The following is a 25,617-nucleotide window of genomic DNA, read 5'->3' as shown; positions in this document are numbered from 1 at the left end:
GGATCGGGGACAATGGGCGGGTGATTATCGACGAGTTGACCTTCGACGCGGCCGGTCTGATCCCGGCAGTGGTGCAGCAGTACGACACGCGCGAGGTCCTGATGGTGGGCTGGATGAACGCCGAGGCGGTGCGCCGTACCGCGGAGAGCGGGCGGAGCACGTTCTGGTCGCGCAGCCGGCAGCAGTACTGGGTGAAGGGCGAAACCAGCGGCCACCGTCAGCACGTCAAGCAGATCCTCGTCGACTGCGACGCCGACACCCTGCTGGTCCTCGTCGACCAGGAAGGCCCCGCCTGTCACACCGGGACCCGCAGCTGCTTCGAGCACGGCGAGATCGAGGTGAAGGCAGCGTGACGGCGCCGGCGCTCGAGACGTTCCGCGAGTACGCGAAGGACCGCCGGGTCATCCCGGTGACGCGGCGGCTGCTGGCCGACGCGGAGACCCCGATCGGCGTGTACGGCAAGCTCGCGGCCGAACGGGAAGGCACGTTCCTGCTGGAGTCGGCGGAGAACGGCGGCGTCTGGTCCAGGTATTCGTTCATCGGTGTCCGCTCCTCCGCGACCCTCACCGAACGCAACGGCGAGGCCGTCTGGACCGGCAACCCGCCCGTAGGCCTGCCGCAGACCGGCGACCCGTTGAAGGCGCTGCGCGAGACGCTCGAGATCCTGCACACGCCGCGGCTGCCGGACCTGCCGCCGCTGACCGGCGGCATGGTCGGCTTCCTCGGGTACGACGCCGTACGCCGCCTCGAGCGCCTGCCGGACACGACCACCGACGACCTCGGCCTGCCCGAGCTCACGTTCCTGTTCGCCACCGACCTGGCCGCGCTCGACCACGAGACCGGTGAGATCTGGCTGATCGCGAACGCGGTCAACTGGGACGACTCCGACGAGCGCGTCGACGAGGCCTACGCCGACGCCGTACGCCGCCTGGACGCCATGGAGCGCGACCTCGCCAGGCCCACCCCGTCGTACGTCGTGCACGCGGACCGGCAGGCCCAGCCGGACCCGCACCGGCAGCGCTCCAGCGCCGAGTACCGCCAAGCGGTCGAGGACGCGAAGGAGGAGATCCGCGCCGGCGAGGCGTTCCAGATCGTCGTCTCGCAGCGGTTCGAGCTGCAGAGCAGCGCCTCCGCGCTCGACATCTACCGGGTGCTGCGGCGCTCGAACCCCAGCCCGTACATGTACCTGGTCCGCCTGGACGGCTTCGACATCGTCGGCTCCAGCCCGGAGGCACTGGTCAAGGTCACCGAGAACAAGGTGATCCTGCACCCGATCGCCGGCACCCGCCGCCGCGGCGCGACGCCGGAGGAGGACCACGCGCTGGAGGAGGAGCTGCGCGCGGACGTGAAGGAACGCGCCGAGCACCTGATGCTCGTGGACCTCGGCCGCAACGACGTCGGCAAGGTCTGCGCGCCCGGCACGGTCGAGGTCGTCGACTTCATGGACGTCCGCCGCTACAGCCACGTGATGCACCTGGAGTCGACGGTCACCGGGCAGCTCAAGGCCGGCATGACGGCCTTCGACGCGCTCACCGCCGCGTTCCCCGCGGGCACGTTGTCGGGGGCACCGAAACCGCGCGCGATGGAGATCATCGACAAGCTCGAGGTCACCCGGCGTGGGGTGTACGGCGGTGTGGTCGGCTACCTGGACTTCGCCGGCGACGCCGACACCGCGATCGCCATCCGCACCGCGGTGCTGCGCGGCGGTACGGCGTACGTCCAGGCCGGAGCCGGGATCGTCGCGGACTCGGATCCCGCCGCGGAGGACGCCGAGTGCCGGACGAAGGCGGCCGCCGTCCTGAACGCGATCGCGGTCGCCGGAACGTTCAGCGACGTCCTGGCGGACGGATGAAGCCGCAACGGCTGGTCGACCTGCTGACCCTGGTGGCGGTCGTCCTGCTCGGCCTCTCGGCGTACCTGACCTGGGTGTCGGTCAACCCGGGCACCGGTCGCGTGGACGAGGTCTTCAACGGCTACACGATCACCAAGGCCCCGGTCGCGCTGGCGCTCGCGTCGCTGGTGGCGGTGGTGATCACCAAACTCGCAGGTACGGCGCTGCGCCGCCTGCTCGGTGCTCTTGTCGTGGTGCTGGGTGCGATCGCGGTCGCCGTCGCGCTGCTGGTGCGGCCCGACGGCGCCGAGTTGAGCCGGATCCGGCCGGTGCTCAGCGCCGTACTGACCGATCAGGTCGTGCAGACCGGAGGCCCGGCGCCGTGGTTCGCCCTGGGCGGCGGAATCGCGCTCGTCGCGGCCGGTCTGCTCACCGTGCTGACGGCGCACCGCTGGCGCAGCGCGACCCAGCGTTACGAGCGTGACCCGGCCACCGCCAGGTCGGATCAGGGGGCGGATCAGTGGAAGGCGATCGACGCCGGGGAGGACCCGACTCTCTGATGTCGGCGGGCTACCGCCACAATAGGACGGGACGACGAGGAGGAGTGGCGCCAACTATGGACAATACGGTGGCGGATCAAGGGGCAGCTCGGACCGAGGAAGCTCCGCACGATCTGCACGGCAACAGCCCGGCTGCGTGGACGGCGGTGGCGATCGTGCTGGTCGCGTTCACGGTCGGCGCCATCGCCATGGTGCTGGGACCGAACTGGGTGCTGTTCTGGATCTCCGTCGGGATCGCGGTGCTGGGGGCGCTGGCCGGCAAGGTGCTGCAGCTGCTCGGCTTCGGGGTCCCGGCCGACGGCGACCACTGAAGGGCGGACGGACATGACTGTGCTTGACGACATTCTCGCGGGGGTCCGGGAGGACCTCGCGGAGCGCCAGGCGCTGGTCAGCCTGGACGACCTGAAGCTCGAGGCCCAGCGCAAGCCCGACGCCAAGGACCCGATGCCGGTGTTCCGCGGCGAGGGAATCGCGATCATCGCCGAGGTGAAGCGGTCCAGCCCGTCCAAGGGCGAGCTGGCCGAGATCACCGACCCGGCTGCGCTGGCCGGTGAGTACGAGCTGGGCGGCGCCGCGGCGATCTCGGTGCTGACCGAGGAGCGCCGGTTCAACGGCAGCCTCGACGACCTCCGTGCCGTCCGCGGCCGGGTCGACGTACCCGTGCTGCGCAAGGACTTCATCGTCTCGTCGTACCAGCTCTGGGAGGCCCGGGCGGCCGGCGCCGACATGGTGCTGCTGATCGCGGCGGCGCTGGAGCAGGAGGCACTGGTCTCGCTGATCGAGCGGGCCCATTCGATCGGCCTGTGCCCGCTGGTCGAGGTGCACGACGAGGAGGAGACCCGGCGTGCGGTGGACGCCGGCGCCCAGCTCATCGGCGTGAACAACCGGAACCTGAAGACTCTCGAGGTCGACCGGGACACCTTCGCCCGGGTCGCGCCGACGATCCCGACCGAGCTCGTCCGGGTGGCCGAGTCCGGGGTCCGCGGTCCACGTGATGTAATCGAGTTCGCGCGCGCCGGGGCCGATGTCGTCCTCGTCGGTGAAACTCTGGTGACCGGCCGCGATCCTCGCGCCTCGGTCGCCGATCTCGTCGCCGCCGGATCGCACCCCGCCATCCAGCAGCGGCACTAGCCCTTCCCGGCCGGTCCAAACGGCACGGGACAGCAACTCTCCCGTGCCACAAGGCCGGGTTGGAAGGTTTGTCGGATGTCTACTGTGCTGCCCGACCAGTTCGGGCACTTCGGCCGCTTCGGCGGCAGGTTCATGCCGGAGGCGCTGATCGCGCCGCTCGACGAACTCACCCAGGCCTGGCGGGACGCCATGGCCGACCCGGAGTTCACCGGCGAGTTCGAGCGGATGCTGCGCGAGTACATCGGCGCCCCGAGCCTGCTGTACGACGCGACCCGGCTGTCGGACGTCGCCGGTGCGCGGATCCTGCTGAAGCGCGAGGACCTCAACCACACCGGCGCGCACAAGATCCGCAACGCGATCGGCCAGGCACTGCTGACCAAGCGGATGGGCAAGCCGCGGGTGATCGCAGAGACCGGCGCCGGGCAGCACGGCGTCGCGACCGCGACCGCGTGCGCGTACCTCGGCCTGGAGTGCGTGGTCTACATGGGCGAGGTCGACACCGAGCGGCAGGCGCTGAACGTGGCCCGGATGCGGCTGCTCGGCGCCGAGGTGATCTCGGTGAAGACCGGCAGCCGGACGCTCAAGGACGCGATCAACGAGGCGCTGCGCGACTGGGTCGCCAGCGTCGACAAGACCCACTACATCCTCGGTACGGCGGCCGGTTCGCACCCGTTCCCGGCAATGGTCCGCGACTTCGTGCGCGGGATCGGCGACGAGGCGCGAGAGCAGTCGCTCGCTCTGCTGGGCAAGCTGCCGGACGCCGCGGTCGCGTCGGTCGGCGGCGGGTCGAACGCGATCGGTCTGTTCACCGCCTTCATCCCGGACGAGGACGTGAAGCTGTACGGCATCGAGCCGGGCGGCGACGGGTTCGAGACCGGGCGGCACGCGGCGACGATCACCGCCGGGCAGGTCGGCGTACTGCACGGTGCGCGGTCGTTCCTGCTGCAGGACGACGACGGGCAGACGATCGAGTCGCACTCGATCTCCGCGGGACTGGACTACCCGGGTGTCGGACCGGAGCACGCGTGGCTGGCGGAGACCGGGCGGGCGACGTACCGGCCGATCACCGACGCCGAGGCGATGGAGGCGTTCCGGTTGCTGTCCAGGACCGAGGGCATCATCCCGGCGATCGAGTCCGCGCACGCGGTCGCGGGCGCGCTCGACATCGCCAAGGAACTGGGGCCTCAGGCTTCCATCCTGGTGAACCTGTCCGGCCGCGGCGACAAGGACATGGATACGGCCGCGACCTGGTTCGGCCTGGGGGGTTCTGATGAGTGATGTGGTTGCCCTGGGCAAGGCCGGGGTCGCGATCCGGAAGGCGAACGACGCGGGCCGCGGCGCCCTGATCGGGTACCTGCCGGCAGGCTTCCCGTCGTACGACGGTGGCGTGGACGGGATCAAGGCGTTGATCGACGGCGGCGTCGACGTCGTCGAGATCGGCCTGCCGTACAGCGATCCGGTGATGGACGGTGTCACGATCCAGCGGGCGACCGAGGTCGCGCTGGCCGGCGGGCTGCGGACCCGCGACGTACTCAGCACGGTCGAGAAGGTCGCGGCGTACTCCGACGTACCGCTGCTCGTGATGACGTACTGGAACCCGATCGAGCGGTACGGCGTGGACCGGTTCGCGGCCGACTTCGCCGCCGCCGGGGGAGCGGGGCTGATCACGCCCGACCTGATCCCGGACGAGGGCGCGGAGTGGATCGCGGCCGCAGACAAGAACGAGCTGGACAAGGTGTTCCTGGTCTCGCCGTCGTCGACCGACGAGCGGATCGCGATGACGACGGCCAACTGCCGCGGCTTCGTCTACGCGACCGCTGTGATGGGTGTCACCGGTGCGCGGGACAAGCCGTCGGATCTCGCGGCGCCGCTGGTGGCCCGGGTGAAGTCGGCGACCGGCCTGCCGGTCGGCGTCGGTCTCGGCATCTCGAACGGCGACCAGGCAGCCGGTGTGGCGGCGTTCGCGGATGCGGCGATCGTTGGTGCGGCCCTCGTCAAGGCACTCCAGGACGGCGGCCCCGCGGGTGTTCGCAAGCTCACAGAGGCCCTGGCCGAAGGCGTCCGCCGGGAACCCCGCGCGACCGCCGGACGTTAGAACCGCCGTGAGTCGATCGAGGAACGCTGTCCTGCTCCTGGCGGCGGTGGCTCTGCTCGCCCTCGCGGGCTGCAGCGGCAAGGATGAGAAGCCGGACAACCCCGGCGGCGCGATCATCCGCAGCAGCCAGGACCTGAACGGGTTGCGCGGTGCAACCCTCGACCGGCCGTACACGATGCCCGCGGCCACCTTGACCGACACCGCCGGGAACCCGTTCAACCTGGTCACCTCCACCAAGAAGCCGGTCACGCTGGTGTTCTTCGGGTACACGAACTGCCCGGACGTGTGCCCGACGGTGATGGCCGACGTGGCGTCCGCGCTCACCAAGCTCGACGACCAGGTGCAGAACCAGATCCAGATGCTGTTCATCACCACCGACCCGGCGCGCGACACCGGGCCGGTGATCCGCAAGTACCTGGACCGGTTCGACCCGGCGTTCGTCGGGCTGACCGGATCGCTGACGTCGATCAAGGACATCGCGAAGGCCGTCGGCGTACCGGTGGAAGGGATGCAGAGGCTTCCGTCCGGCGGGTACGAGGTCGCTCACGGAGCGCAGGTGATCGGCTTCGGGAAGAACGACAAGGCGAACGTGCTCTGGCTGTCGAACGCCGCCATCGGCGACCTGGCGCACGACTTCGGGAAGCTGGTGGAGGACAACCGGTGAAGCCGTGGATTCCCTGGGTTTCCCTGGTGGCGCGGCTGATGCTCGGCGGCGTGATGCTGGTCGCCGGCGCGCTGAAGGTGACCGATCCGGAGACCGCGGCGCAGGCGGTCCGCGCGTACGAGCTGCTCCCGTCGGCCCTGGTGGAGCCGGTCGGCTGGGGGCTGCCGTTCCTGGAGATCGCGATCGGGTTGCTGTTGATCATCGGCTTCGGTGTCCGCGCCTCCGCGGTGGCCGCGGGTGTTTTCCTGATCGTGTTCATCGCCGCGGTGTCGTCCGCGTGGGCCCGCGGCCTGTCGATCGACTGCGGCTGCTTCGGCGGCGGCGGTGAGGTCGCCCCGGGACAAACGAAGTACCTGCAGGAGATCCTCCGCGATCTCGGGCTGCTGGTGCTGGCCGGCTGGCTCTGGTTGAAGCCCACCAGTAAGTTCGCTGTCGTATCAGAACCGGACACAGGGCCGGACACAGGACCGGACACAGGACCGCAAGGAGTCACCGCGTCGTGAGCAAGACCAATTCCCCTGGGAATCCGCTGCTGCAGCCCAAGCGCCGGATCTCACCCGGGATCATCGTGGTGATCGTCCTGGTGCTGGCCCTCGGCGCCGGTGTCGGCGTGCAGTACTACCGCGGCCACTCCAAGGTCGAGGTGAGCTCCAACGGGCGCCCGGAGCCCGCGGTCGTCACCGGTCCGGGCACGTCCGGCAAGGGCGTGACGGTCGGCAAGCCCGGCGCGAAGGTCAACATCGACCTGTACCTCGACTTCCGCTGCCCGCACTGCGCGGAGTTCGAGGAAGCCAGCGGCGCAACCGTGGACAAGCTGGTCCAGGACGGTACGGCGACGCTCACGTACTGGCCGCTGCAGTTCGTGAACCCGGACGCCTCACCGCGACTCGCGAACGCGTTCGCCGCGGCGGCCGCGAACGGCAAGGCGCTGAGCTTCGTCGACGAGCTGTACGGCGACTTCTCGAAGTCCTGGACCACCGACCAGCTGCTGGAGCTCGGCAAGCAGCTCGGGGTCGGCGACGCGAAGTTCCAGCAGGCCGTGCAGGACAACACGTACGCGAGCTGGCTGGAGTCCGTGGGCAAGTCGGCCGACGACCGGGGCGTGACCGGTACGCCGACCGTCTACGTCAACGGCAAGCAGCTCGAGACCGACCAGCTCACCGCCGAGGGCCTGCAGAAGGCCGTCGACGCGATCGCATCGTGACCCGGGGTTTGTGGCCGTGGTCTGACGGGTCGAGTAGCGTTCCCCTTTGCCATGTCTAGTCTGAGTCTCGCCGTGACAGTGCCGGCGTTCATCCCCAGCCCGAGCCAAGGTGTCTGGCACGTCCTCGGTCTGCCGATCCGCGCGTACGCGCTCTGCATCCTGGCCGGCATCTTCGTCGGCTACTGGCTCGGTCGCCGGCGCTGGGTGGCGCGCGGCGGCTCGGCCACGGTGCTCGCCGACATCATGTTCTGGGCGATCCCGTTCGGGCTGGTCGGTGCGCGGATCTACCACGTGATCACCGACGCCGAGCTGTACTTCGGCGAGGGCAAGCACCCGATCGACGCGCTGAAGATCTGGCACGGCGGGCTCGGCATCTGGGGTGCGGTCGGCTTCGGCGCGCTCGGCGCCTGGATCGCCTGCCGGCGGGCCAAGGTGCCGTTCCTGGCGGTCGCGGACGCGATGGCGCCGGGGATCGCGCTGGCGCAGATCTTCGGCCGGTTCGGGAACTACTTCAACCAGGAACTGTTCGGCGGCCCGACGACCAAGCCGTGGGGCCTGGAGATCTCGACGGACCACCGGCCGGCCGGGTACGCCGACTTCGCGACGTTCCACCCGACGTTCCTCTACGAAGCGGTCTGGAACCTCGGTGTGGTCGCGCTCATTCTGCTCGCCGACCGCCGGTTCAAACTCGGTCACGGACGGGCGTTCTTCCTGTACGTCGCGGCGTACACCGCCGGCCGCGCGTGGATCGAGAACATGCGCATCGACACCGTGAACCACTTCCTCGGCCTGCGGCTGAACGTGTGGACCGCGATCATCCTGTTCGTCCTGGCCGTCGTCGCCTTCGTCGTCAGCGCCCGCACGCGCCCTGGCCAGGAGGACATCGCGACCGGCCCCGCCGCCGGCCAGACCCCTGCTACCGAAAACCCCGAAACCACCGAGCCCGAAACCACCGAGCCCGAAGCCGCTGCTGACGAAACCGCTGCTGACGAGGCGGAGGAGGCGGCACCGGCCAAGGCTGGGAGCACCAACGGGTCCGAGTTCGACGACGGGTCTCGTGACTGAGACGCCGGAGGTTTCAGCCGAACATCACGGGGACCACACGCACCGTGATGTGAACGGCGGCTGGCTGCGCCCGGCGGTGTTCGGCGCGATGGACGGCCTGGTGTCGAACTTCGCGCTGATCGCCGGCATGGACGGCGGCACCAGCTCCGGTTCGAAGTTCATCGTGCTGGCCGGCCTCGCGGGTCTCGCCGCCGGCGCCTTCTCGATGGCGGCGGGGGAGTACACGTCGGTCGCCTCCCAGCGCGAGCTGGCCCGTGCGGAGATCGAGGTCGAGCGCGCGGAGATCAAGAAGCACCCGCTCGACGAGGAGATCGAGCTCGCCGAGACCTACCGGGCGAAGGGTCTCGACCCGGACCTGGCCAGCAAGGTCGCGAAGCAGTTCCACGCCGACCCGGACCAGGCGCTCGAGGAGCACGTCCGCGAGGAACTCGGTATCGACCCCGGCGACCTCCCGAACCCGGTGGTCGCGGCCGCCTCGTCGTTCATCTGTTTCGCCATCGGCGCCTTGATCCCGCTGGCGCCGTACCTGTTCGGCGCGGGCTCCGTCATACCCTCCTTGATCCTGTCGCTGACCGCCCTCTTCGTCTGCGGCGCCGTCGTCTCCCGCGTCACCAGCCGCTCCTGGTGGTACTCCGGCCTCCGCCAACTCCTCCTCGGCGCCGCGGCCGCGGGCCTCACCTACTTCGTCGGCACACTCGTCGGCCCCGGCATCGGCTGAGTGTGCGTGAACAGGCTGCTGTAGGCGTTCAGGGCGGGTTGGCCGCCGAGGTGGGCGTAGAGGACGGTTGAGTCCTTGGGGATGTCGCCGGTGCTGATCAGGTCGATGAGGCCGGCCATGGACTTTCCTTCGTAGACCGGGTCGATGATCATCCCCTCCAGCTGACCGGTCAGCCGGATCGCGTCGAGGGTCGACTGCACGGGTACGCCGTACTCGTCGCCGGCCCAGCCCTCCAGGACGGTGATCTCGTCGGCGCGGAGGTCCCTGCCGAGGTCGATCAGTTCCGCGGTGGCGCGGGCGATCCGTTCGACCTGGTCGCGGGTCTCCTGGAGCTTGGCGCTGGCGTCGATCCCGATCACCCGCCGCGGGCGGTCCTGGCCCGCGAAGCCGGCGATCATCCCGGCGTGCGTCGACCCGGTCACCGAGCAGACCACGATCGTGTCGAAGAAGACCCCCAGCTCCCGCTCCTGCTGCTCCACTTCGTACGCCCACTGCGCGAACCCGAGTCCGCCGAGCCGATGGTCCGAAGCACCGGCCGGGATCGCGTACGGCGTACCTCCGCGAGCCTCGACGTCCGCGAGCGCCTGCTTCCAGCTGTCCTTGAACCCGATCCCGAATCCGGCCGGGTCGAGGCGTACTTCCGCGCCCATGATCCGGCTGAGCAGGATGTTCCCGACCCGGTCGTTGAGGGCGTCCGGCCAGTTCACCCAGTTCTCCTGGACCAGCACCGCCTTCAGCCCGACCTTCGACGCGACGGCGGCCACCTGGCGGGTGTGGTTCGACTGGTACCCGCCGATCGACACCAGCGTGTCGGCGCCCTGCGCCAGCGCGTCCGGGATCAGGTACTCCAGCTTCCGGGTCTTGTTCCCGCCGTACGCGAGCCCCGAGTTGCAGTCCTCCCGCTTCGCCCACACCTTCGCCCCACCCAGGTACGCACTCAGCCGTTCGAGCGGATGCACCGGACTTGGCCCGAACAACAACGGGTACCGCGGAAAATCGCTGAGTCCCATCAGTTCCTCCCACTACGATCGGCGGATGTTCCCCGGTGAGATCGACGTCCCTCCGGCCACGTACCTCGATCAGCTAGGCACCATCTTCACCCGCTTCGACACCCAGGACTCCGGCAACATCGCGTACGGCGTACAGACCGACGACGCCCGGTACTTCGTCAAGACCGCAGGCGACCCCTCGTACACCAGGCCGTACCTCGACTTCGACGGCCGCGTCGCACTCCTGCGTACTGCGGCGGAGCTCGCGGCTTCGGTCACGCACCACACGATGCCGGCGCTGCACACCGTGATCGAGTCGCCGGCCGGTCCGCTGCTCGTCTACGAGTGGCGCGACGGCGACCTGCTGCACGACCCGCCGGCCCGCGAGCGTTTCCGGGCGCTGCCCACCGAGGAGATCCTGGCCGCCCTCGGCGACTTGTACGAGCTGCATGTCGCCTTGGACTCGGCCGGCTGGGTCGAGGGCGACTTCTACGACGGCGCCCTGCTCTACGACTTCGCTGCCCGTCGGCTCACCGCGATCGACCTCGACACCTACCACCGCGGCCCGTACCGCAACACCATGGGCCGTATGTTCGGATCCGAGCGCTTCATGGCTCCCGAGGAGCTCACTCTCGGAGCACCTGTCGACAGCCGTACGACGGCGTACGTCATGGCTCGCACCGCGCTGGTCCTGCTGCCGGAGCCGCCGCCCGCGCTGCACGCCGTCCTGCTCGAGGCGACGACCGCTCGCTTTCCCAGCTACCAGGCGTTCTACGACAGGTGGCTGACCGCTTCGTCCACGACCGCCGACAGCGTGACCAACCGCTCCACATGCACCCCAGGGTCGGGTTGACCGAGCGCCCACGCCGCGCGCGCGACCAGGGTGACGGCAGCGATCAGCACGGCGCCTCGCCGTACCGAATCGGCCGGCCACGTAGCTGCACTGTGCGTCGCCATGGACGAGCCGTCCGCCGGTCCGTTGCCCACGGTGAGCAGGTTCCAGTCACGCTCCGGTTGCCAAACCATCGCGCAGATTTATCACCCGATTGGTCCACTCCACCCACAGATCTGGCCGGCAGCTTCCTCCACAACTGCGGACAGGTCGAGCATGTGCCTCACGTGATCCCCGGGATGCGGCTGGGTGAGCGACCAGGCTGCGCGTGAAACGACGGTGTACGCCGCAGTCAGGACAGCTCCACGTCGTACAGCAGCCATGTCGCCGCCATGCGCCGCCACCAGTTCGTCCAGCGGTACGTCGACGGCGAGGAGCAAGTAGCCGAGGTCGAAGCCGATCGGGCCCAGGCCGAACTGCTCCCAGTCGATCGCGACCACGTCGTCACCCGCGCGGCCGAGCAGGTTCATCGGATGTGCGTCACCATGCGTTGGCACCCGAGGCAGGTCATCCAGCACTGCCAGCGCGCTGTCCCGCAGCCTCCACAGCTCGTCAATCGCGGGCGACGCGACCCCCGCGCGGCTCAGCGACGTCCACCCGCCGCGCCGCTCCACAGTCCCCAGACGGTCCCGCAGTACGTCGCGAGCGCCCCAGGCGGGCTCTTCTAAGGAGGAGGCCGCAAACCGCCCCAGAGCCCCGGCCAGCGCCTCGGGAGCCCACTCAGTGGGAGGCGTGTACGCCATCCGCAGCGTGATCCCGTCGGCATCCCGCTCGACACCGAGGCAGGCGGGTGCGCGAACTCCCGCCGTACCAGCAACCACGCCGGACTCGGCCACCAGCGCCTGCCGTTCCCAGTAGGCGTGGTGACGTGGGTCCCGTACGCCGGGGACCAGGCGCTTCACCACCACGCCGTCGGGGGTTCGCCAGACCCCACCGGTGGCTTGGCCTGTGCCGGCAGTCAGCGGTTGCCAGTCGAGGGAGGGGTGCCAGGGCATAGAGCTGGCCTATCAGGATCTCGCGGTCTCAGCAGGTGAATTTCGAGCGGGTGTGGGTGGCTGTGACGGAGGTGGGCTGGGATGATGGGAGGCCATAGTGAGCGCTTGCTTACGGAGGGTTATCAAGGCGTTTCGTGATGGACAGGAAGTCCAACTGGCGGGCGTCATGAGGTAGTCTCGGGACTCCCGGCTTGGGCCAGTGTTGTCCCGCGGCCAGTTGTGTTGACCGTAGGACGACGGGAGCTCCTGAATGTTTGGTGTCCCCCCTGCCCAAAACCGGCACCGCCCCAGCGAGGGCCTGTACGACGGAAACCATGAGCACGACGCTTGTGGAGTCGCTTTCGTCGCGACCCTGACCGGTGTACCGAGCCACGACATCGTGGCCAAGGCGTTGACCGCCCTGCGGAACCTCGAGCACCGTGGCGCGTCCGGTGCCGAGCCCGACTCCGGTGACGGCGCCGGCATCCTGATCCAGGTCCCGGACGCCTTCTACCGCAAGGTGTGCGAGTTCGAGCTGCCCGCGCCGCACAGCTACGCGGCCGGTATCGCCTTCCTGCCCGCCGATCCCGACGACGCCGCGAAGGCGATCGCGCGGATCGAGGAGCTGGCGGCCGAGGAGGACCTGGCCGTGGTCGGCTGGCGCGACGTCCCGACCAACCCCGATCTGCTCGGCGCCACCGCACGCTCGGTGATGCCTACCTTCAAGCAGCTCTTCGTGACGGCGAAGGCGGGCCGCGTGCTCGGCCTGGCGCTGGAGCGGATGGCCTTCCGGCTGCGCAAGCGCGCCGAGAAGGAGACCGAGACGTACTTCCCGTCGCTGTCCGGCCGGACCATCACCTACAAGGGGATGCTGACCACCGACCAGCTGGACAAGTTCTTCCCCGAGCTGACCGACCCCGACCTCGCCTCCGCGATCGGGATCGTGCACTCGCGGTTCTCGACGAACACGTTCCCGTCCTGGCCACTGGCCCACCCGTACCGCTACATCGCCCACAACGGTGAGATCAACACCGTCCAGGGCAACCGGAACTGGATGCGCGCCCGCGAGGCGCTGCTCTCCAGCGACCTGATCCCGGGCGACCTCGAGCAGCTCTACCCGATCTGTACGCCGAGCGCCTCGGACTCGGCGTCGTTCGACGAGGTTCTCGAGCTCCTGCACCTCGGCGGCCGCTCGCTGCCGCACGCGATGCTGATGATGATCCCGGAGGCGTGGGAGAACGCCACCACGATGGACCCGAAGCGGCGCGCGTTCTACGAGTTCCACTCGACGCTGATGGAGCCCTGGGACGGCCCGGCGTCGGTCGTCTTCTCCGACGGCACCAAGGTCGGCGCGGTCCTGGACCGCAACGGCCTGCGGCCCTCGCGGTACTGGGTGACCGACGACGGTCTCGTCGTCCTCGCCTCCGAGGCCGGCGTCCTGGACATCGACCCGGCCACCGTGACCGAGAAGGGCCGGCTCGAGCCGGGCCGGATCTTCCTGGTCGACGTCGACGCGCACCGGATCATCACCGACGCCGAGGTGAAGAACGCGCTCGCAGCAGAGCACCCGTACGACGAGTGGCTGCACGCCGGCCTGATCCGGTTCGAGGACCTGCACGAGCGGGAGCACGTCGTGCACAGCCACGCGTCGGTGACCCGGCGCCAGCAGGTCTTCGGGTACACCGAGGAGGAGCTGCGCGTCATCCTCACCCCGATGGCGAAGTCCGGCGCGGAGCCGATCGGCTCGATGGGCACCGACACGCCGATCGCCGTCCTGAGCGACCGGCCGCGGCTCCTGTTCGACTACTTCGCGCAGCTGTTCGCACAGGTCACGAACCCGCCGCTGGACGCGATCCGCGAGGAGCTGGTGACCTCGCTGTCGTCCAGCCTCGGCCCGGAGTCCAACCTGCTCAACCCGAGCCCGGCCTCCTGCCGGCAGGTGGTGATCCCGTTCCCCGTGATCACCAACGACGAGCTGGCCAAGCTCCGGCACATCAACCTCGACGGCGACATGCCCGGCCTGGCCACCACGGTCCTGCGCGGCGTGTACGACGTCGAAGGCGGGGGTGAGGCGCTCCGCACACGCCTCGACGAGATCTGCGCCGAGGCCGACGCCGCGATCCGTGACGGCGCCCGCATCCTGGTGCTGTCCGACCGGCACTCGAACGCCGACAGCGCGCCGGTCCCGTCGCTGCTGCTGACCGCGGCGGTTCATCACCACCTGGTGAGGAAGAAGACCCGCACCCAGGTCGGTCTCGTCGTCGAGGCCGGTGACGTCCGCGAGGTGCACCACGTCGCGCTCCTGATGGGGTACGGCGCGGCCGCGATCAACCCGTACCTGGCGCTCGAGTCCGTCGAGGACCTGTGCCGCCAGGGCACGTACCTGCCCGGTATCGAGCCGGAGCAGGCGATCCGCAACGTCGTGAAGTCGCTCGGCAAGGGCGTGCTCAAGGTCATGTCGAAGATGGGTGTCTCGACGGTCGCGTCGTACACCGGCGCCCAGATCTTCGAGGCGAACGGGCTGTCCCCGTTCCTGGTCGACATCTACTTCACCGGTACGTCGTCCAGGATCGGCGGCGTCGGGCTGGACACGATCGCCGAGGAGGTACGCCGCCGGCACCTGCGCGCGTACCCGGCCGACGGCATCCTGCCGGCGCACCGCAAGCTCGAGATCGGCGGCGAGTACCAGTGGCGCCGCGAGGGCGAGCCGCACCTGTTCGACCCGGAGACGGTCTTCCGGCTGCAGCACAGCACCCGGACCGGGCGGTACGACATCTTCAAGCAGTACACGTCGCGGGTCGACGAGCAGTCCGAGCGGCTGATGACGCTGCGCGGCCTGTTCGGGTTCAAGAGTGACCGGCAGCCGATCCCGATCGACGAGGTCGAGCCGGTCAGTGCGATCGTCAAGCGGTTCTCCACCGGTGCGATGAGCTACGGCTCGATCAGCGCCGAGGCGCACACCACGCTGGCGATCGCGATGAACCAGCTCGGCGGCAAGTCGAACACCGGTGAGGGCGGCGAGGACGCCGACCGGTTGTACGACCCGGCCCGGCGGAGCTCGATCAAGCAGGTCGCGTCCGGCCGCTTCGGCGTCACCGCGGAGTACCTGACGAACTCCGACGACATCCAGATCAAGATGGCGCAGGGCGCGAAGCCCGGTGAGGGCGGGCAGCTGCCCGGCCCGAAGGTGTACCCGTGGGTCGCCAGCACCCGGCACTCGACGCCGGGCGTCGGCCTGATCTCGCCGCCGCCGCACCACGACATCTACTCGATCGAGGACCTGGCGCAGCTGATCCACGACCTGAAGAACGCGAACCCACAGGCGCGGATCCACGTGAAGCTGGTCTCCGAGGTCGGCGTCGGCACGATCGCGGCCGGTGTCTCCAAGGCGCACGCGGACGTCGTACTGATCTCCGGCCACGACGGCGGTACCGGTGCGGCGCCGCTGACCTCGCTGAAGCACGCGGGCGGGCCGTGGGAGCTGGGTCTGGCCGAGACGCAGCAAACCCTGCTGCTGAACGGTTTGCGGGACCGAATCGTCGTACAGACCGACGGTCAGTTGAAGACCGGTCGGGACGTGATCGTCGCGGCGCTGCTCGGCGCGGAGGAGTACGGTTTCGCGACCGCTCCGCTGGTGGTGTCGGGCTGCATCATGATGCGGGTCTGCCACCTGGACACCTGTCCGGTAGGGGTCGCGACCCAGAACCCGGTGCTGCGGGAGCGGTTCAGCGGCAAGCCCGAGTTCGTCGTGAACTTCTTCGAGTTCATCGCCGAGGAGGTCCGCGAGTACCTAGCGGAGCTCGGGTTCCGGACGCTGGACGAGGCGATCGGGCACGCCGAAGTACTCGACATCGAGCGCGCCGTCGACCACTGGAAGGCCGACGGGCTCGACCTGTCGCCGATCCTGCACGTGCCGGCGCTGCCCGAGGGCGCGTCGCTGCACCAGACCATCGAGCAGAACCACGGTCTGGACAAGGCCCTCGACAACGAGCTGATCCGGATCTGCCAGCCCGCGCTGGACAACGGCGAACCGGTCCGGGCACAGCTCGCGATCCGCAACGTCAACCGGACCGTCGGCACGATGCTCGGCCACGAGATCACCAAGCGGTACCGCGCGGCCGGACTGGCCGACGGCACCATCGACCTCACCTTCACCGGGTCGGCCGGCAACTCGTTCGCCGCCTTCGTCCCGCGCGGTGTCACCCTGCGCCTCGAGGGCGACGCCAACGACTACGTCGGCAAGGGACTGTCCGGCGGCCGGGTCGTCATCCGGCCCGACCGGCGCGCCCGGTTCGACGCTGCCGACCAGATCATCGCCGGCAACGTGATCGCGTACGGCGCGACGTCCGGCGAACTGTTCATCAGCGGCGGCGCCGGCCAGCGGTTCTGCGTCCGGAACTCCGGCGCGACCGCGATCGTCGAGTCGGTCGGCGACCACGCGTGCGAGTACATGACCGGTGGGCGCGTCGTCGTACTCGGCGCCGTCGGCCGGAACTTCGCGGCGGGCATGTCGGGCGGCGTGGCCCACGTGCTCGACCTGGACCACACCCTGGTGAACCCGGAGCTGGTGGATCTGCACCCGGTCACCACGGACGAGTCCGAACTGCTGCACGACCTGGTCCGCAGGCACTTCGAGGAGACCGGTTCGGAGCGGGCGGCCAAGCTGCTCGCCGACTGGCCGGCCGCTGCTGCCAGGTTCACCACGGTGATGCCCCGCGACTACGCCCGGGTGCTGGCGGCCAAGGCGGCCGCCGAGCGCGACGGGCTGGACGAGGATGCCACCACGCGAGCGATGATGGAGGCCATCTGATGGCTGACCCCAAGGGATTCCTGACCACCCCGCGGGAGGTCGCCGACCGGCGGCCGGTCGAGGAGCGGGTCAAGGACTGGAAAGAGGTCTACCCCGGCGGTCCCGGCAAGGCGCTGCTGCCGATCATCACCAAGCAGGCCGGCCGCTGCATGGACTGCGGTATCCCGTTCTGCCACAGCGGCTGTCCGCTGGGAAACCTGATCCCGGAGTGGAACGACCTGGTCTGGCGGGACGACTGGTCGAGTGCGATCGAGCGGTTGCACGCGACCAACAACTTCCCGGAGTTCACCGGGCGGCTCTGCCCGGCGCCGTGCGAGACGTCCTGCGTCCTGGGCATCAACCAGGACCCGGTGACGATCAAGAACGTCGAGGTCGCGATCATCGACAAGGCCTGGGAGACCGGTGACGTCAACCCGCAGCCGCCGGAGTGGCTGACCGGCAAGACGATCGCGGTCGTCGGGTCCGGTCCCGCCGGACTGGCCGCCGCGCAGCAGCTGACCCGCGCGGGGCACACGGTCGCGGTGTACGAGCGCGCCGACGCCCCGGGCGGCCTGCTGCGGTACGGCATTCCCGAGTTCAAGATGGAAAAGATCCAGGTCGACCGGCGCATCCAGCAGATGAAGGAGGAGGGCACGGTCTTCCGCTCCGGCGTCAACGTCGGCGTGGACGTCACGGGGACCCAGCTCAAGCAGCGGTACGACGCGGTGGTGATCGCGACCGGTGCCACGGCGGCCCGTGACCTGCCGGTGCCGGGCCGTGAGTACGGCGGCATCCACCAGGCGATGGAGTACCTGCCGCAGTCCAACCGGGCCGCGCTCGGGCAGACCGTCGAGAACCAGATCGTCGCGACCGGCAAGGACGTGGTGATCATCGGCGGCGGCGACACCGGCGCCGACTGTCTCGGTACGGCGCACCGGCAGGGCGCGCGGACGGTGACCCAGCTGGAGATCATGCCGCGACCCGGCGACGACCGCCCGGGCCACCAGCCGTGGCCGACGTACCCGATGATCTACCGGGTCGCCTCCGCGCACGAGGAGGGCGGCGACCGGGTGTACGCCGTCTCCACGGTGAACTTCGAGGCCGATGCCGACGGCAACGTCTCGGGGCTGAACCTGGTCGAGGTGGAGTTCAAGGACGGGAAGTTCACCCCGGTCGAGGGCTCCGAGCGGACCATCCCGGCGCAGCTCGTGCTGCTGGCGATGGGCTTCGTCGGCCCGGAGCGCGAGGGTTTCCTCGAGCAGCTCGGGGTCGAGCTCGACGAGCGCGGCAACGTGAAGCGGGACAACCGGTACCAGACCTCGGTCGAGGGTGTCTTCGCCTGCGGTGACGCCGGCCGCGGCCAGTCGCTGATCGTATGGGCCATCGCCGAAGGCCGTTCCTGTGCCGGCGGCGTCGACGCGCACCTCACCGGATCGTCGACGCTCCCGACACCGATCCCGCCCACCGCCCGCCCCCTCGCAGTCTGACAGCAGCCCCACCTTGGGCCCCAGGCAACCAAACCCGGCAGGGAAACGGTGGTCGGTGCTCGAGGTGGGGCTTCTCGGTAGGTTGGTGAGTGTGGTGGTACGGCTGGTGACGAAGGAGCGGCTGCGGGCGGTTGTGCCGTGGGCCGGGTTGAGCCTGCTCTTCGTCCTGACCTCGGTCCTCGTGGGACTGTTCGGGTTCGTGAACGACTCCGAGCGGGTCACGATCGGCGCCCACGCGGCGACGGTGTCGCCGACGTTCGACGGGCACGCGACCGTCGACCTCGGCGCAGTACTGCCGCGGTTGCGGATCCCGACGAACGCGCCCGGCGGCATCGGCGTCAACGTCGACGTCCAGGAGACCGACGCCGGCAACCTCACCGAGCTGCTCACCCGCGACACCCTGATCGCCTCCCAGCCCGACGGTGAGATCGGGCGGATCCAGCAGGTCGTCCAGGAGATGGCGGTCGACAACGCGGTCGCCGGGGCCGGGTCCGGCCTGCTCGTCGTGGTGGTGGTCGCGACCCTGTGGACGGCTCTCGGGGCACGGCGCCGGAGCGAACTGTGGCACCTGGTGCATCGGCACGAACGCCGGACCGAGCACCGGATGATCGTCGTCCTGGTCGCGATGCTGATCACGATCGCGTCGATCTACGGACCGGGACGGATGCGGCAGCCCGACGTACCGCCGACGCAGTGGCAGCCGTTGTTCAAGCTGCTGCCGGAGATGTCGTTCGACGACCGGCTGAAGACGGTCGAGGTCGCGTCCGGGTTCTCCACCACCGGCGGGGTCGGCGTGATCCGCACGCTGGTCGAGACGTACCGCAAGTCCACCGAGCTGTACGGCAGGCTCAAGGACCGGGTCGCCGACGTCGCACCGCAACTGCACCAGCCGAACGAGAACGAGAAGGTCGCCCTGCTGGTCTCGGACCGGCACGACAACATCGGGATCGACGGCTTCGCGGCCGCGGTGGCCAAAGCGGGCGGCGCAAAGCTGCTCATCGACGCGGGTGACGACACCTCGTCCGGGCAGAGCTGGGAAGCATTCAGCATCAACTCGCTGCGGCAGCACTTCAAGGACTTCAAGGTGGTCGCGGTGGCCGGCAACCACGACGCCGGCGGCCACATCGAGGGGTCCATGCGCAAGGCCGGGTTCACCGTGCTCGACAGCAAGCCGGTCGAGGTCGAGGGGATCCGGTTCCTCGGCGACAGCGACCCGACGCGCACCGGACTGGGCAGCGCGGACAGCCCGGGCGACGAGACCATCGAGCACCAGTCGCAGCGGCTCGCGGACATCGCCTGCGACCAGCCGGAGGACAAGCGGATCTCGACGATGGTGGTGCACGACCCGTCGTCGTTCGCCGACACCGCGGCGCGAGGGTGCGCGACGTTGCTGTTGTCCGGTCATCTGCATCGCCAGGTCGGGCCCGAACACCGGGTGGTCGACAACCGCGCGGTCACGACGTACACGAACGGGACGACCGGGGGAGCGGCGTACGCCTTCGCGCTGGGCTACACACTGCGCAAACCGGGTGAGGTCACCCTGATCACCTACCAGAAGGGCCTTCCGGTCGGTCTGCAGGCGGTCACCGCCCAGCCCAGCGGCGACGTGACCGTCGGGCCCTACACCCCCTTGGGTTCTTGACGATTCAGGCGATGCCGCTGCTCGTCTTCTACTGTTAACTGTCCAGTAACGGGGGCGGACCAGCGGACCCAGTGGTTTGCAGGAGTAGGGTTTTGTGACGTGCGTCGCGCAAAGATCGTTTGTACGCTCGGCCCGGCTACGGCCGCCCCGGAGCGCATCACAGAACTCGTCCAAGCAGGTATGGACGTCGCAAGGCTCAACCTGAGCCACGGCGCCCACGCCGAGCATGAGCGCATCTATCAGCGGATCCGCACCGCTGCGGCGGAGACCGGGGCCAATGTCGGCATCCTGGTCGACCTGCAGGGGCCGAAGATCCGGCTGGCCGAGTTCGCCGAGGGCAAGGCAACGCTGACCTACGGCGAGCGCTTCACGATCACCACCCGGGAGGTGCCTGGTGACCAGACCATCTGCGGTACGACGTACGACGGTCTGCCGGGTGACGTGAATCCGGGCGACCAGTTGCTGATCGACGACGGCCGGATCGCGCTCGTCGCCGAGGAGGTGACCGAGACCGACGTGGTCTGCCGGGTCACCGTCGGCGGGCCGGTCTCCAACCACAAGGGCATCAACCTGCCCGGCGTCTCGGTCAGCGTGCCCGCGCTGTCGGAGAAGGACGCCGAGGACCTGCGCTGGGCGCTGCACCTGCCGGCCGACATGATCGCGCTGTCGTTCGTCCGGGACGCCGCCGACATCCAGCTGGTGCACAAGATCATGGACGAGGAGGGTCTGCGGATCCCGGTCGTCGCGAAGATCGAGAAGCCGCAGGCGGTCGCCAACCTGGACGAGATCATCGAGGCGTTCGACGGGTTCATGGTGGCCCGCGGCGACCTCGGCGTGGAGCTCCCGCTCGAGGAGGTCCCGCTGGTCCAGAAGCTGATCATCGACCAGGCCCGGCTGAACGCGAAGCCGGTGATCGTCGCCACCCAGATGCTGGAGTCGATGATCTCCGCGCCGCGGCCGACCCGGGCCGAGGCCTCCGACGTCGCGAACGCCGTACTCGACGGCGCCGACGCGGTGATGCTGTCCGGTGAGACCAGCGTCGGCCGGTTCCCGATCGAGACCGTCAAGACGATGGCCCGGATCGTGGAGTCGACCGAGGAGCACGGTCTCGGCCGGATCCAGGAGATCGAGTGGGAGCCGAAGACCAAGGGCGGCGTGATCGCCCGCGCGGCCGCGGACGTCGCGGAGCGGCTGGAGGCGAAGTACCTGATCGCGTTCACCCAGTCCGGTGACACCGCGCTCCGCCTCGCTCGCTACCGCACCGATGTCCCGCTGCTCGCGTTCACACCTGTCCCGTCGGTCAGCGCCTGGCTGAGCGTGGTGTGGGGCATCACCACCCACATCGTCCCCACCGTCGACCACACCGACGAAATGGTCCGCCAGGTGGACCAGCGCCTCCTGGAACTCGGCATCCTCAACAAGGGCGACCTGGTGGTCATCGTCGCCGGCTCCCCACCCAGCATCCCCGGCTCCACCAACGCCCTCCGCGTCCACCGCATGGGCGACGCCATCGAAGGCAACGCCCCCGCCTACCGAAGCCCCAACCCGTAACCACGGGCTGACGAGACTCGAGCTCGAAGCGGGCGGTCGACCAACCGCCCGCTTCGCCGTCTCAGGACTTCGGGCCGATGAAGCTGTCGAGCGCGGCCACGGCTTCCCGACGAGCAACGGACAGAGCGTTCGGGCGGGGCATGCGCCAGGGGATGGTGAGTTGATCGAGGGCCCATTGGCAGAGGTGCATGATGTCGGTGGATTCGTTGGAGAAGATGTAGCGCGGGTATTCGTAGCGTTTCGGTTGGCCGGCGACTGTTCGGGTTGTCCAGTTGGTCATGCGGCAGCCGTCGGAGTTGAAGAGGCCGCGGAGGAACAGTTGGGGGAACTCGGCAACGATCTCCTGCTGCCAGTCTGCGAGCGCGATCGTACGCCGGTGCTTCGGCCCGGGACCGTGCTGCGGGAACAGGCACCGCCAGTGCTTCCAGTACGAAACCACTGACGTGTAGCCGACCGCCTGGACCCGGTGCACCGGTCGACTCGGATGGACCGCGCCCACCGCGGCGGCCGCTTCGTCGATGAGCCGCGGGTAGAGATCATCACAGGCGATCCGCAGCGCATACACCTCACGCCGGTGCCTCGACAGGCAGCCGTCCCCTAGATACAGCCCCAGAAGATGCGCGTACGACGAGGCGTCGAGCATCCCGCTTCCACACCGCGGGCAGCCGCTCGGGGGAGTCCGACGTACCTTGCCGTCCCGCCACTCCCGAAGCGCCGCCCGACTGACCCCGAGCCGCTTGCCGATCGCGCTGAGACTCTCACCGGCGGCCATCGCGGTATGCGCCATCGCCCGGGTCTGCTCGTCGTACACAACGGCTAAATTTCCAGCCGCAACCGACAGTTTCTGTGCCCTGGGTGGGATTCGAACCCACACTGTATGGTGTTTGAGACCATCTTCTCTGCCGGTTGGAATACCAGGGCATCTGTGTCCCAGAATCCTAGCCCATAGGCCCGGTCGATCAGCAAAACTGTCGGTGGTCGTCGGCAGCCTGGTGGCGTGGGTCACGTCAGGTCGAGGGAGACGGTGGAGTCGGCGCTGGCGATGTCCGATGCCGGCGTACCTGATCGCGTCAACGCGGAGATCCACGGGGTCGCGTTGCGGACGATCCGTACTTGGCGGCGGCGGTATCAGCGTGAGGGCCGGATCTGCGGAGGTTCTCGAGGAACTCCGTGTCCGCGGTGCGATGGAGCCGCACTGGACGAGGAAGCGTATGCGTTGTTGCTGGGGTGGTATCTGGGGGACGGTTCGATCGCGCGTGCCAGGCGGGATGTGTTCACGCTGCAGATCATCAACGATGAGCGGTACGCCGACCTCAACCAGGAGATCGCGGCGACGATCAAGCTGGTGAAGCCGGGCGCGAGCCCGTGCCTGCGGGGCGGGTCGACGGCGATCCGGGTGGAGGCTCGGTGGAAGCACTGGCCGTGTGTGTTTCCGCAGCATGGTCCGGGGCGGAAGCATCTGCGGAGGATCGAGTTGACCGACTGGCAGCGGGAGATTGTTGCCAAGTACCCCGAACAGCTCCTGCGCGGGCTGTTCCACTCGGACGGGTGCCGCTTCGTGAACTGGGCGAGTAAGCCGGACGGCAAGCGGTACTACTACGCGCGGTACATGTTCTCGAACGAGTCGGACGACATCCGGAAGATTCTCACGGATGCGCTTGACCAGTTGGGGATCGCTTGGCGGCAGCCGCGGCGGAATGCGATTGCGGTGAGTCGGCGGGAGGCTGTTGGGGTGCTTGACGGGTTTGTGGGGCCGAAGAGCTGACGTGGGGTCGCTAGGGTGTGCGGTGTGACTGCTAAGCGTGTGGTGATTGCTGAGGACGAGGCCCTGATTCGGATGGATCTGGCTGAGATGCTCGCGGAAGAGGGGTATGACGTCGTCGGGCAGGCGGGGGACGGCGAGGAGGCCATTCGGCTGGCGATCGAGCACCGGCCGGATCTGGTGATTCTCGACGTGAAGATGCCGAAGCTGGACGGGCTGAGCGCGGCCGAGAAGATCGCGGGGGAGCGGATCGCCCCGGTGCTGATGCTGACCGCGTTCTCGCAGCGGGAGCTGGTCGAGCGGGCGCGGGACGCCGGCGCGATGGCGTACCTGGTGAAGCCGTTCTCCAAGGCCGACCTGCTGCCCGCGATCGAGATCGCCGCGTCCCGGTACGTCGAACTCGCCGAGCTGGAGCGGGAGGTCGCCGACCTGGCCGAGCGGCTGGAGACCCGCAAGCTGGTCGACCGGGCGAAATCGATCCTGCAGACCAAGTTCGGGCTGTCCGAGCCGGACTCGTTCCGGTGGATCCAGAAGACCGCGATGGACAAGCGGGTCTCGATGCGCCAGGTGGCCGAGCTGGTCGTCAACGAAGCCGGGGATTCCTGATCGGGCCAGGACATCGGCCTGTCCATGCGCAACTTGCCGTCATCTGCTCGCAACACCGGCGTGTCGTAACCGTGAGGTGAACCTGCACGGGCCTTGGTGACAAACCGTGGCGGCGGCGGCCGCGCCGGTCCAGCGGATCTCACCGAGAAAGTCCGCTCACTGACTCTATGTCACCACAATGACCCACCGGACAGTAATCAGGTCATAGGACGATGCTTACCGGGGTAACGACCTCACAACACAGCCTGTGCGCTGTTCGCTTGGAACACCCGCTGGGTCTAACCTGCGGATGCTCGCGGCAAATGCGCGAGAGTCCCGGTTTCGCTGGGACTATCCAGACATTGGAGGAACAGTGCACCAGCGTTCCGTAGTACGGGTCGGCGCGTCGCTGATCGTTGCGTCGTTGGCCCTGACTGCCTGCGGCTCACGCAGTGGCAACGACTCTGGGGGGAGCTCCGGAGGCTCGACCAAGACCGCGAAGATCGGCGTCATCGCGCCGCTGTCCGGAGACTTGTCGGCCCTGGGTCTGGGTATCCAGCACTCCGTCGAGCTGGCCGTGAAGCAGGCCAACGACTCCAACGCGATCCCGGGCTGGAAGCTCGAGGTCGTGCCGAAGGACGACGAGGCGAAGCCGGACCCCGGCAAGAACGCGGCCACCGCGCTCTCCAGCGACAAGGACGTCATCGGCGTCGTCGGCACGCTGAACACCAGCGTCAGCCAGCAGGTGCAGCCGGTCCTCGCCTCGGCGAAGATCGTCCAGGTCTCGCCGGCCAACACCGGTCCCGGCCTGACCCAGGGCGCCAAGTGGCAGACCGAGCCGAAGCGGCCCTACCCGACGTACTTCCGGACCTGCACCACCGACGCGGTCCAGGGCCCGTTCGCGGCCCGGTACCTGTACGAGACCGCGAAGATCACCAAGGTCGCCACGATCCACGACAAGAAGGCCTACGGCCAGGGTCTGGTCGGCACCTTCACCGAGGAGTTCAAGAAGCTGGGCGGCACGATCGTCGCGGCCCAGACCATCAACCCGGACGACGCGAACTACCAGGCCGCGCTGACCGCGATCAAGCCGTCGAACCCGCAGGCCATCTACTACGGTGGTGAGTACCCGCAGGCCGGTCCGCTCTCGCAGCAGGCGAAGGGCGCCGGCCTGAACGTCCCGCTGATGGGCGGCGACGGTATCTACGACCCGAAGTACATCACCCTGGCCGGTAAGACCAGCGACAACGACCTGGCCACCTCGGTCGGCGCTCCGGTGGACTCGCTGGACTCGGCGAAGAAGTTCGTCGCCGACTACAACGCGGCCGGCTTCAAGGAGCCCTACGCGGCGTACGGCGGTTACTCCTACGACGCGGCGAACGCCATCATCGCCGCACTGAAGACGTCCCTGAAGGACGCCAAGGACGTCGAGTCCGCGCGGCAGGCGACGGTCGATGCCATGGGCAAGGTCTCCTTCGACGGCGTGACCGGCAAGGTGGCCTTCGACCAGTACGGCGACACCACCTCGAAGGTGCTCACCGTCTACAAGGTTGCCGGTGGCAAGTGGGCCACCGTCGAGACCAAGGCGTTCGAAGAAAAGTAAGCAGGGTCGACCTCATGTCTCGGGGGTGGGAGGGATCCTCCCACCCCCGACACATGTCACAACCGAGGCAGATGG

The 25,617-nt window shown here is 68.8% G+C and carries 23 protein-coding genes and 1 tRNA gene; 20 read left to right on the top strand and 4 right to left on the bottom strand.

What is annotated here, in order from left to right; all coding sequences use genetic code 11:
- The first annotated feature begins 20 nt into the window (after positions 1-20).
- The 12 genes from hisI (at position 21) to EV137_RS05720 (ending at position 9,268) form a co-directional block, all read left to right on the top strand.
- Positions 21-353: a phosphoribosyl-AMP cyclohydrolase gene (hisI, locus tag EV137_RS05775; RefSeq protein ID WP_130379534.1), complete on the top strand. Its 333-nt coding sequence runs from the start codon at positions 21-23 to the stop codon at positions 351-353.
- Positions 350-1,852 carry an anthranilate synthase component I gene (locus EV137_RS05770; protein WP_133998232.1) on the top strand — a complete coding sequence of 501 codons (1,503 nt, stop codon included), beginning with the start codon at positions 350-352 and terminating at the stop codon, positions 1,850-1,852. The genes hisI and EV137_RS05770 overlap by 4 nt, the downstream gene beginning before the upstream one ends.
- Positions 1,849-2,391 carry a Trp biosynthesis-associated membrane protein gene (locus EV137_RS05765; RefSeq protein WP_133998229.1) on the top strand — a complete coding sequence of 181 codons (543 nt, stop codon included), beginning with the start codon at positions 1,849-1,851 and terminating at the stop codon, positions 2,389-2,391. Before EV137_RS05770 ends, EV137_RS05765 begins: the two co-directional genes overlap by 4 nt.
- A gap of 56 nt (positions 2,392-2,447) precedes the next feature.
- Complete coding sequence (locus EV137_RS05760) at positions 2,448-2,702, top strand: HGxxPAAW family protein (RefSeq protein WP_133998226.1); 255 nt, start codon at positions 2,448-2,450, stop codon at positions 2,700-2,702.
- A gap of 13 nt (positions 2,703-2,715) precedes the next feature.
- The gene (gene trpC / locus EV137_RS05755; protein WP_133998223.1) at positions 2,716-3,522 is read left to right on the top strand and encodes an indole-3-glycerol phosphate synthase TrpC; all 807 of its coding nucleotides are present in this window, start codon (positions 2,716-2,718) and stop codon (positions 3,520-3,522) included.
- A gap of 75 nt (positions 3,523-3,597) precedes the next feature.
- The gene (gene trpB, locus EV137_RS05750) at positions 3,598-4,800 is read left to right on the top strand and encodes a tryptophan synthase subunit beta (RefSeq protein WP_134126986.1); all 1,203 of its coding nucleotides are present in this window, start codon (positions 3,598-3,600) and stop codon (positions 4,798-4,800) included.
- Positions 4,793-5,617: a tryptophan synthase subunit alpha gene (gene trpA / locus EV137_RS05745; protein ID WP_133998217.1), complete on the top strand. Its 825-nt coding sequence runs from the start codon at positions 4,793-4,795 to the stop codon at positions 5,615-5,617. The genes trpB and trpA overlap by 8 nt, the downstream gene beginning before the upstream one ends.
- 7 nt (positions 5,618-5,624) lie before the next feature.
- Positions 5,625-6,281 carry an SCO family protein gene (locus EV137_RS05740; protein ID WP_134126984.1) on the top strand — a complete coding sequence of 219 codons (657 nt, stop codon included), beginning with the start codon at positions 5,625-5,627 and terminating at the stop codon, positions 6,279-6,281.
- Positions 6,278-6,784: a MauE/DoxX family redox-associated membrane protein gene (locus EV137_RS05735; RefSeq protein WP_134126982.1), complete on the top strand. Its 507-nt coding sequence runs from the start codon at positions 6,278-6,280 to the stop codon at positions 6,782-6,784. Before EV137_RS05740 ends, EV137_RS05735 begins: the two co-directional genes overlap by 4 nt.
- Positions 6,781-7,485, top strand: coding sequence for a DsbA family protein (locus EV137_RS05730; RefSeq protein ID WP_133998211.1), 705 nt, complete (start codon positions 6,781-6,783; stop codon positions 7,483-7,485). The genes EV137_RS05735 and EV137_RS05730 overlap by 4 nt, the downstream gene beginning before the upstream one ends.
- A 51-nt stretch (positions 7,486-7,536) precedes the next feature.
- Positions 7,537-8,550: a prolipoprotein diacylglyceryl transferase gene (gene lgt / locus EV137_RS05725; protein ID WP_202870818.1), complete on the top strand. Its 1,014-nt coding sequence runs from the start codon at positions 7,537-7,539 to the stop codon at positions 8,548-8,550.
- Entirely contained in the window at positions 8,543-9,268 is a 726-nt protein-coding gene (locus EV137_RS05720) for a VIT1/CCC1 transporter family protein (protein WP_238175111.1), read from the top strand. Before lgt ends, EV137_RS05720 begins: the two co-directional genes overlap by 8 nt.
- On the opposite strand, the gene EV137_RS05715 is transcribed toward EV137_RS05720, so the two are convergent.
- Positions 9,229-10,278: a 1-aminocyclopropane-1-carboxylate deaminase gene (locus EV137_RS05715; RefSeq protein WP_134126980.1), complete on the bottom strand. Its 1,050-nt coding sequence runs from the start codon at positions 10,276-10,278 to the stop codon at positions 9,229-9,231. The two genes, EV137_RS05720 and EV137_RS05715, sit on opposite strands and share 40 nt — an antisense overlap.
- A 25-nt stretch (positions 10,279-10,303) precedes the next feature.
- Between EV137_RS05715 and EV137_RS05710 the strand changes: the two genes are divergently transcribed.
- Positions 10,304-11,110, top strand: a complete 807-nt coding sequence (locus tag EV137_RS05710) for a protein kinase family protein (protein ID WP_134126978.1) — start codon at positions 10,304-10,306, stop codon at positions 11,108-11,110.
- Between the two features lie 185 nt (positions 11,111-11,295).
- Here EV137_RS05710 and EV137_RS05705 read toward each other — a convergent pair whose 3' ends face one another.
- The gene (locus EV137_RS05705; protein ID WP_134126976.1) at positions 11,296-12,144 is read right to left on the bottom strand and encodes an aminoglycoside phosphotransferase family protein; all 849 of its coding nucleotides are present in this window, start codon (positions 12,142-12,144) and stop codon (positions 11,296-11,298) included.
- Positions 12,145-12,394: 250 nt separating this feature from the next.
- Between EV137_RS05705 and gltB the strand changes: the two genes are divergently transcribed.
- The 4 genes from gltB to pyk all read left to right on the top strand — a co-directional run bounded on the left by gltB (position 12,395) and on the right by pyk (position 21,592).
- Positions 12,395-16,933 (top strand): glutamate synthase large subunit, encoded by a 4,539-nt coding sequence (gene gltB / locus EV137_RS05700; RefSeq protein ID WP_134126974.1) that lies wholly within the window; start codon positions 12,395-12,397, stop codon positions 16,931-16,933.
- A complete protein-coding gene (locus tag EV137_RS05695) occupies positions 16,933-18,399 on the top strand; it encodes a glutamate synthase subunit beta (RefSeq protein WP_133998195.1) in 1,467 nt (488 codons plus the stop codon). The genes gltB and EV137_RS05695 overlap by 1 nt, the downstream gene beginning before the upstream one ends.
- An 85-nt stretch (positions 18,400-18,484) precedes the next feature.
- Positions 18,485-20,041 carry a metallophosphoesterase family protein gene (locus tag EV137_RS05690; protein ID WP_238175110.1) on the top strand — a complete coding sequence of 519 codons (1,557 nt, stop codon included), beginning with the start codon at positions 18,485-18,487 and terminating at the stop codon, positions 20,039-20,041.
- Between the two features lie 99 nt (positions 20,042-20,140).
- Entirely contained in the window at positions 20,141-21,592 is a 1,452-nt protein-coding gene (gene pyk, locus EV137_RS05685) for a pyruvate kinase (protein WP_133998192.1), read from the top strand.
- Between the two features lie 61 nt (positions 21,593-21,653).
- On the opposite strand, the gene EV137_RS05680 is transcribed toward pyk, so the two are convergent.
- Both EV137_RS05680 and EV137_RS05675 read right to left on the bottom strand, forming a co-directional pair.
- Complete coding sequence (locus EV137_RS05680; protein WP_134126972.1) at positions 21,654-22,403, bottom strand: helix-turn-helix domain-containing protein; 750 nt, start codon at positions 22,401-22,403, stop codon at positions 21,654-21,656.
- A 36-nt stretch (positions 22,404-22,439) separates the two neighbouring features.
- A tRNA-Leu gene (locus EV137_RS05675) sits at positions 22,440-22,513 on the bottom strand.
- Between the two features lie 76 nt (positions 22,514-22,589).
- Here EV137_RS05675 and EV137_RS05670 point away from each other — a divergent pair.
- The 3 genes from EV137_RS05670 to EV137_RS05660 all read left to right on the top strand — a co-directional run bounded on the left by EV137_RS05670 (position 22,590) and on the right by EV137_RS05660 (position 25,542).
- Entirely contained in the window at positions 22,590-23,357 is a 768-nt protein-coding gene (locus EV137_RS05670; protein WP_134126970.1) for a helix-turn-helix domain-containing protein, read from the top strand.
- A gap of 15 nt (positions 23,358-23,372) precedes the next feature.
- Positions 23,373-23,960: an ANTAR domain-containing response regulator gene (locus EV137_RS05665; protein WP_133998186.1), complete on the top strand. Its 588-nt coding sequence runs from the start codon at positions 23,373-23,375 to the stop codon at positions 23,958-23,960.
- Between the two features lie 352 nt (positions 23,961-24,312).
- Complete coding sequence (locus EV137_RS05660) at positions 24,313-25,542, top strand: branched-chain amino acid ABC transporter substrate-binding protein (RefSeq protein WP_133998183.1); 1,230 nt, start codon at positions 24,313-24,315, stop codon at positions 25,540-25,542.
- Positions 25,543-25,617: the final 75 nt, after the last annotated feature.

Origin of the sequence: Kribbella pratensis (genome assembly GCF_004366075.1) — a bacterium.
GTDB lineage: Bacteria > Actinomycetota > Actinomycetes > Propionibacteriales > Kribbellaceae > Kribbella > Kribbella pratensis.
Note: the sequence above shows the minus strand (reverse complement) of the source record. Positions and strands in the feature narration are given on the sequence as shown.

Bases quoted from the DNA above. Each gene is read 5' to 3' on its own strand.
- trpC (WP_133998223.1), top strand. From the start codon at position 2,716: ATGACTGTGCTTGACGACATTCTCGCGGGGGTCCGGGAGGACCTCGCG.
- gltB (WP_134126974.1), top strand. From the start codon at position 12,395: ATGTTTGGTGTCCCCCCTGCCCAAAACCGGCACCGCCCCAGCGAGGGC.
- EV137_RS05705 (WP_134126976.1), bottom strand. From the start codon at position 12,144: ATGCCCTGGCACCCCTCCCTCGACTGGCAACCGCTGACTGCCGGCACA.
- trpB (WP_134126986.1), top strand. From the start codon at position 3,598: ATGTCTACTGTGCTGCCCGACCAGTTCGGGCACTTCGGCCGCTTCGGC.
- EV137_RS05765 (WP_133998229.1), top strand. From the start codon at position 1,849: ATGAAGCCGCAACGGCTGGTCGACCTGCTGACCCTGGTGGCGGTCGTC.
- EV137_RS05710 (WP_134126978.1), top strand. From the start codon at position 10,304: ATGTTCCCCGGTGAGATCGACGTCCCTCCGGCCACGTACCTCGATCAG.
- EV137_RS05715 (WP_134126980.1), bottom strand. From the start codon at position 10,278: ATGGGACTCAGCGATTTTCCGCGGTACCCGTTGTTGTTCGGGCCAAGT.
- trpA (WP_133998217.1), top strand. From the start codon at position 4,793: ATGAGTGATGTGGTTGCCCTGGGCAAGGCCGGGGTCGCGATCCGGAAG.
- EV137_RS05695 (WP_133998195.1), top strand. From the start codon at position 16,933: ATGGCTGACCCCAAGGGATTCCTGACCACCCCGCGGGAGGTCGCCGAC.
- lgt (WP_202870818.1), top strand. From the start codon at position 7,537: ATGTCTAGTCTGAGTCTCGCCGTGACAGTGCCGGCGTTCATCCCCAGC.
- EV137_RS05760 (WP_133998226.1), top strand. From the start codon at position 2,448: ATGGACAATACGGTGGCGGATCAAGGGGCAGCTCGGACCGAGGAAGCT.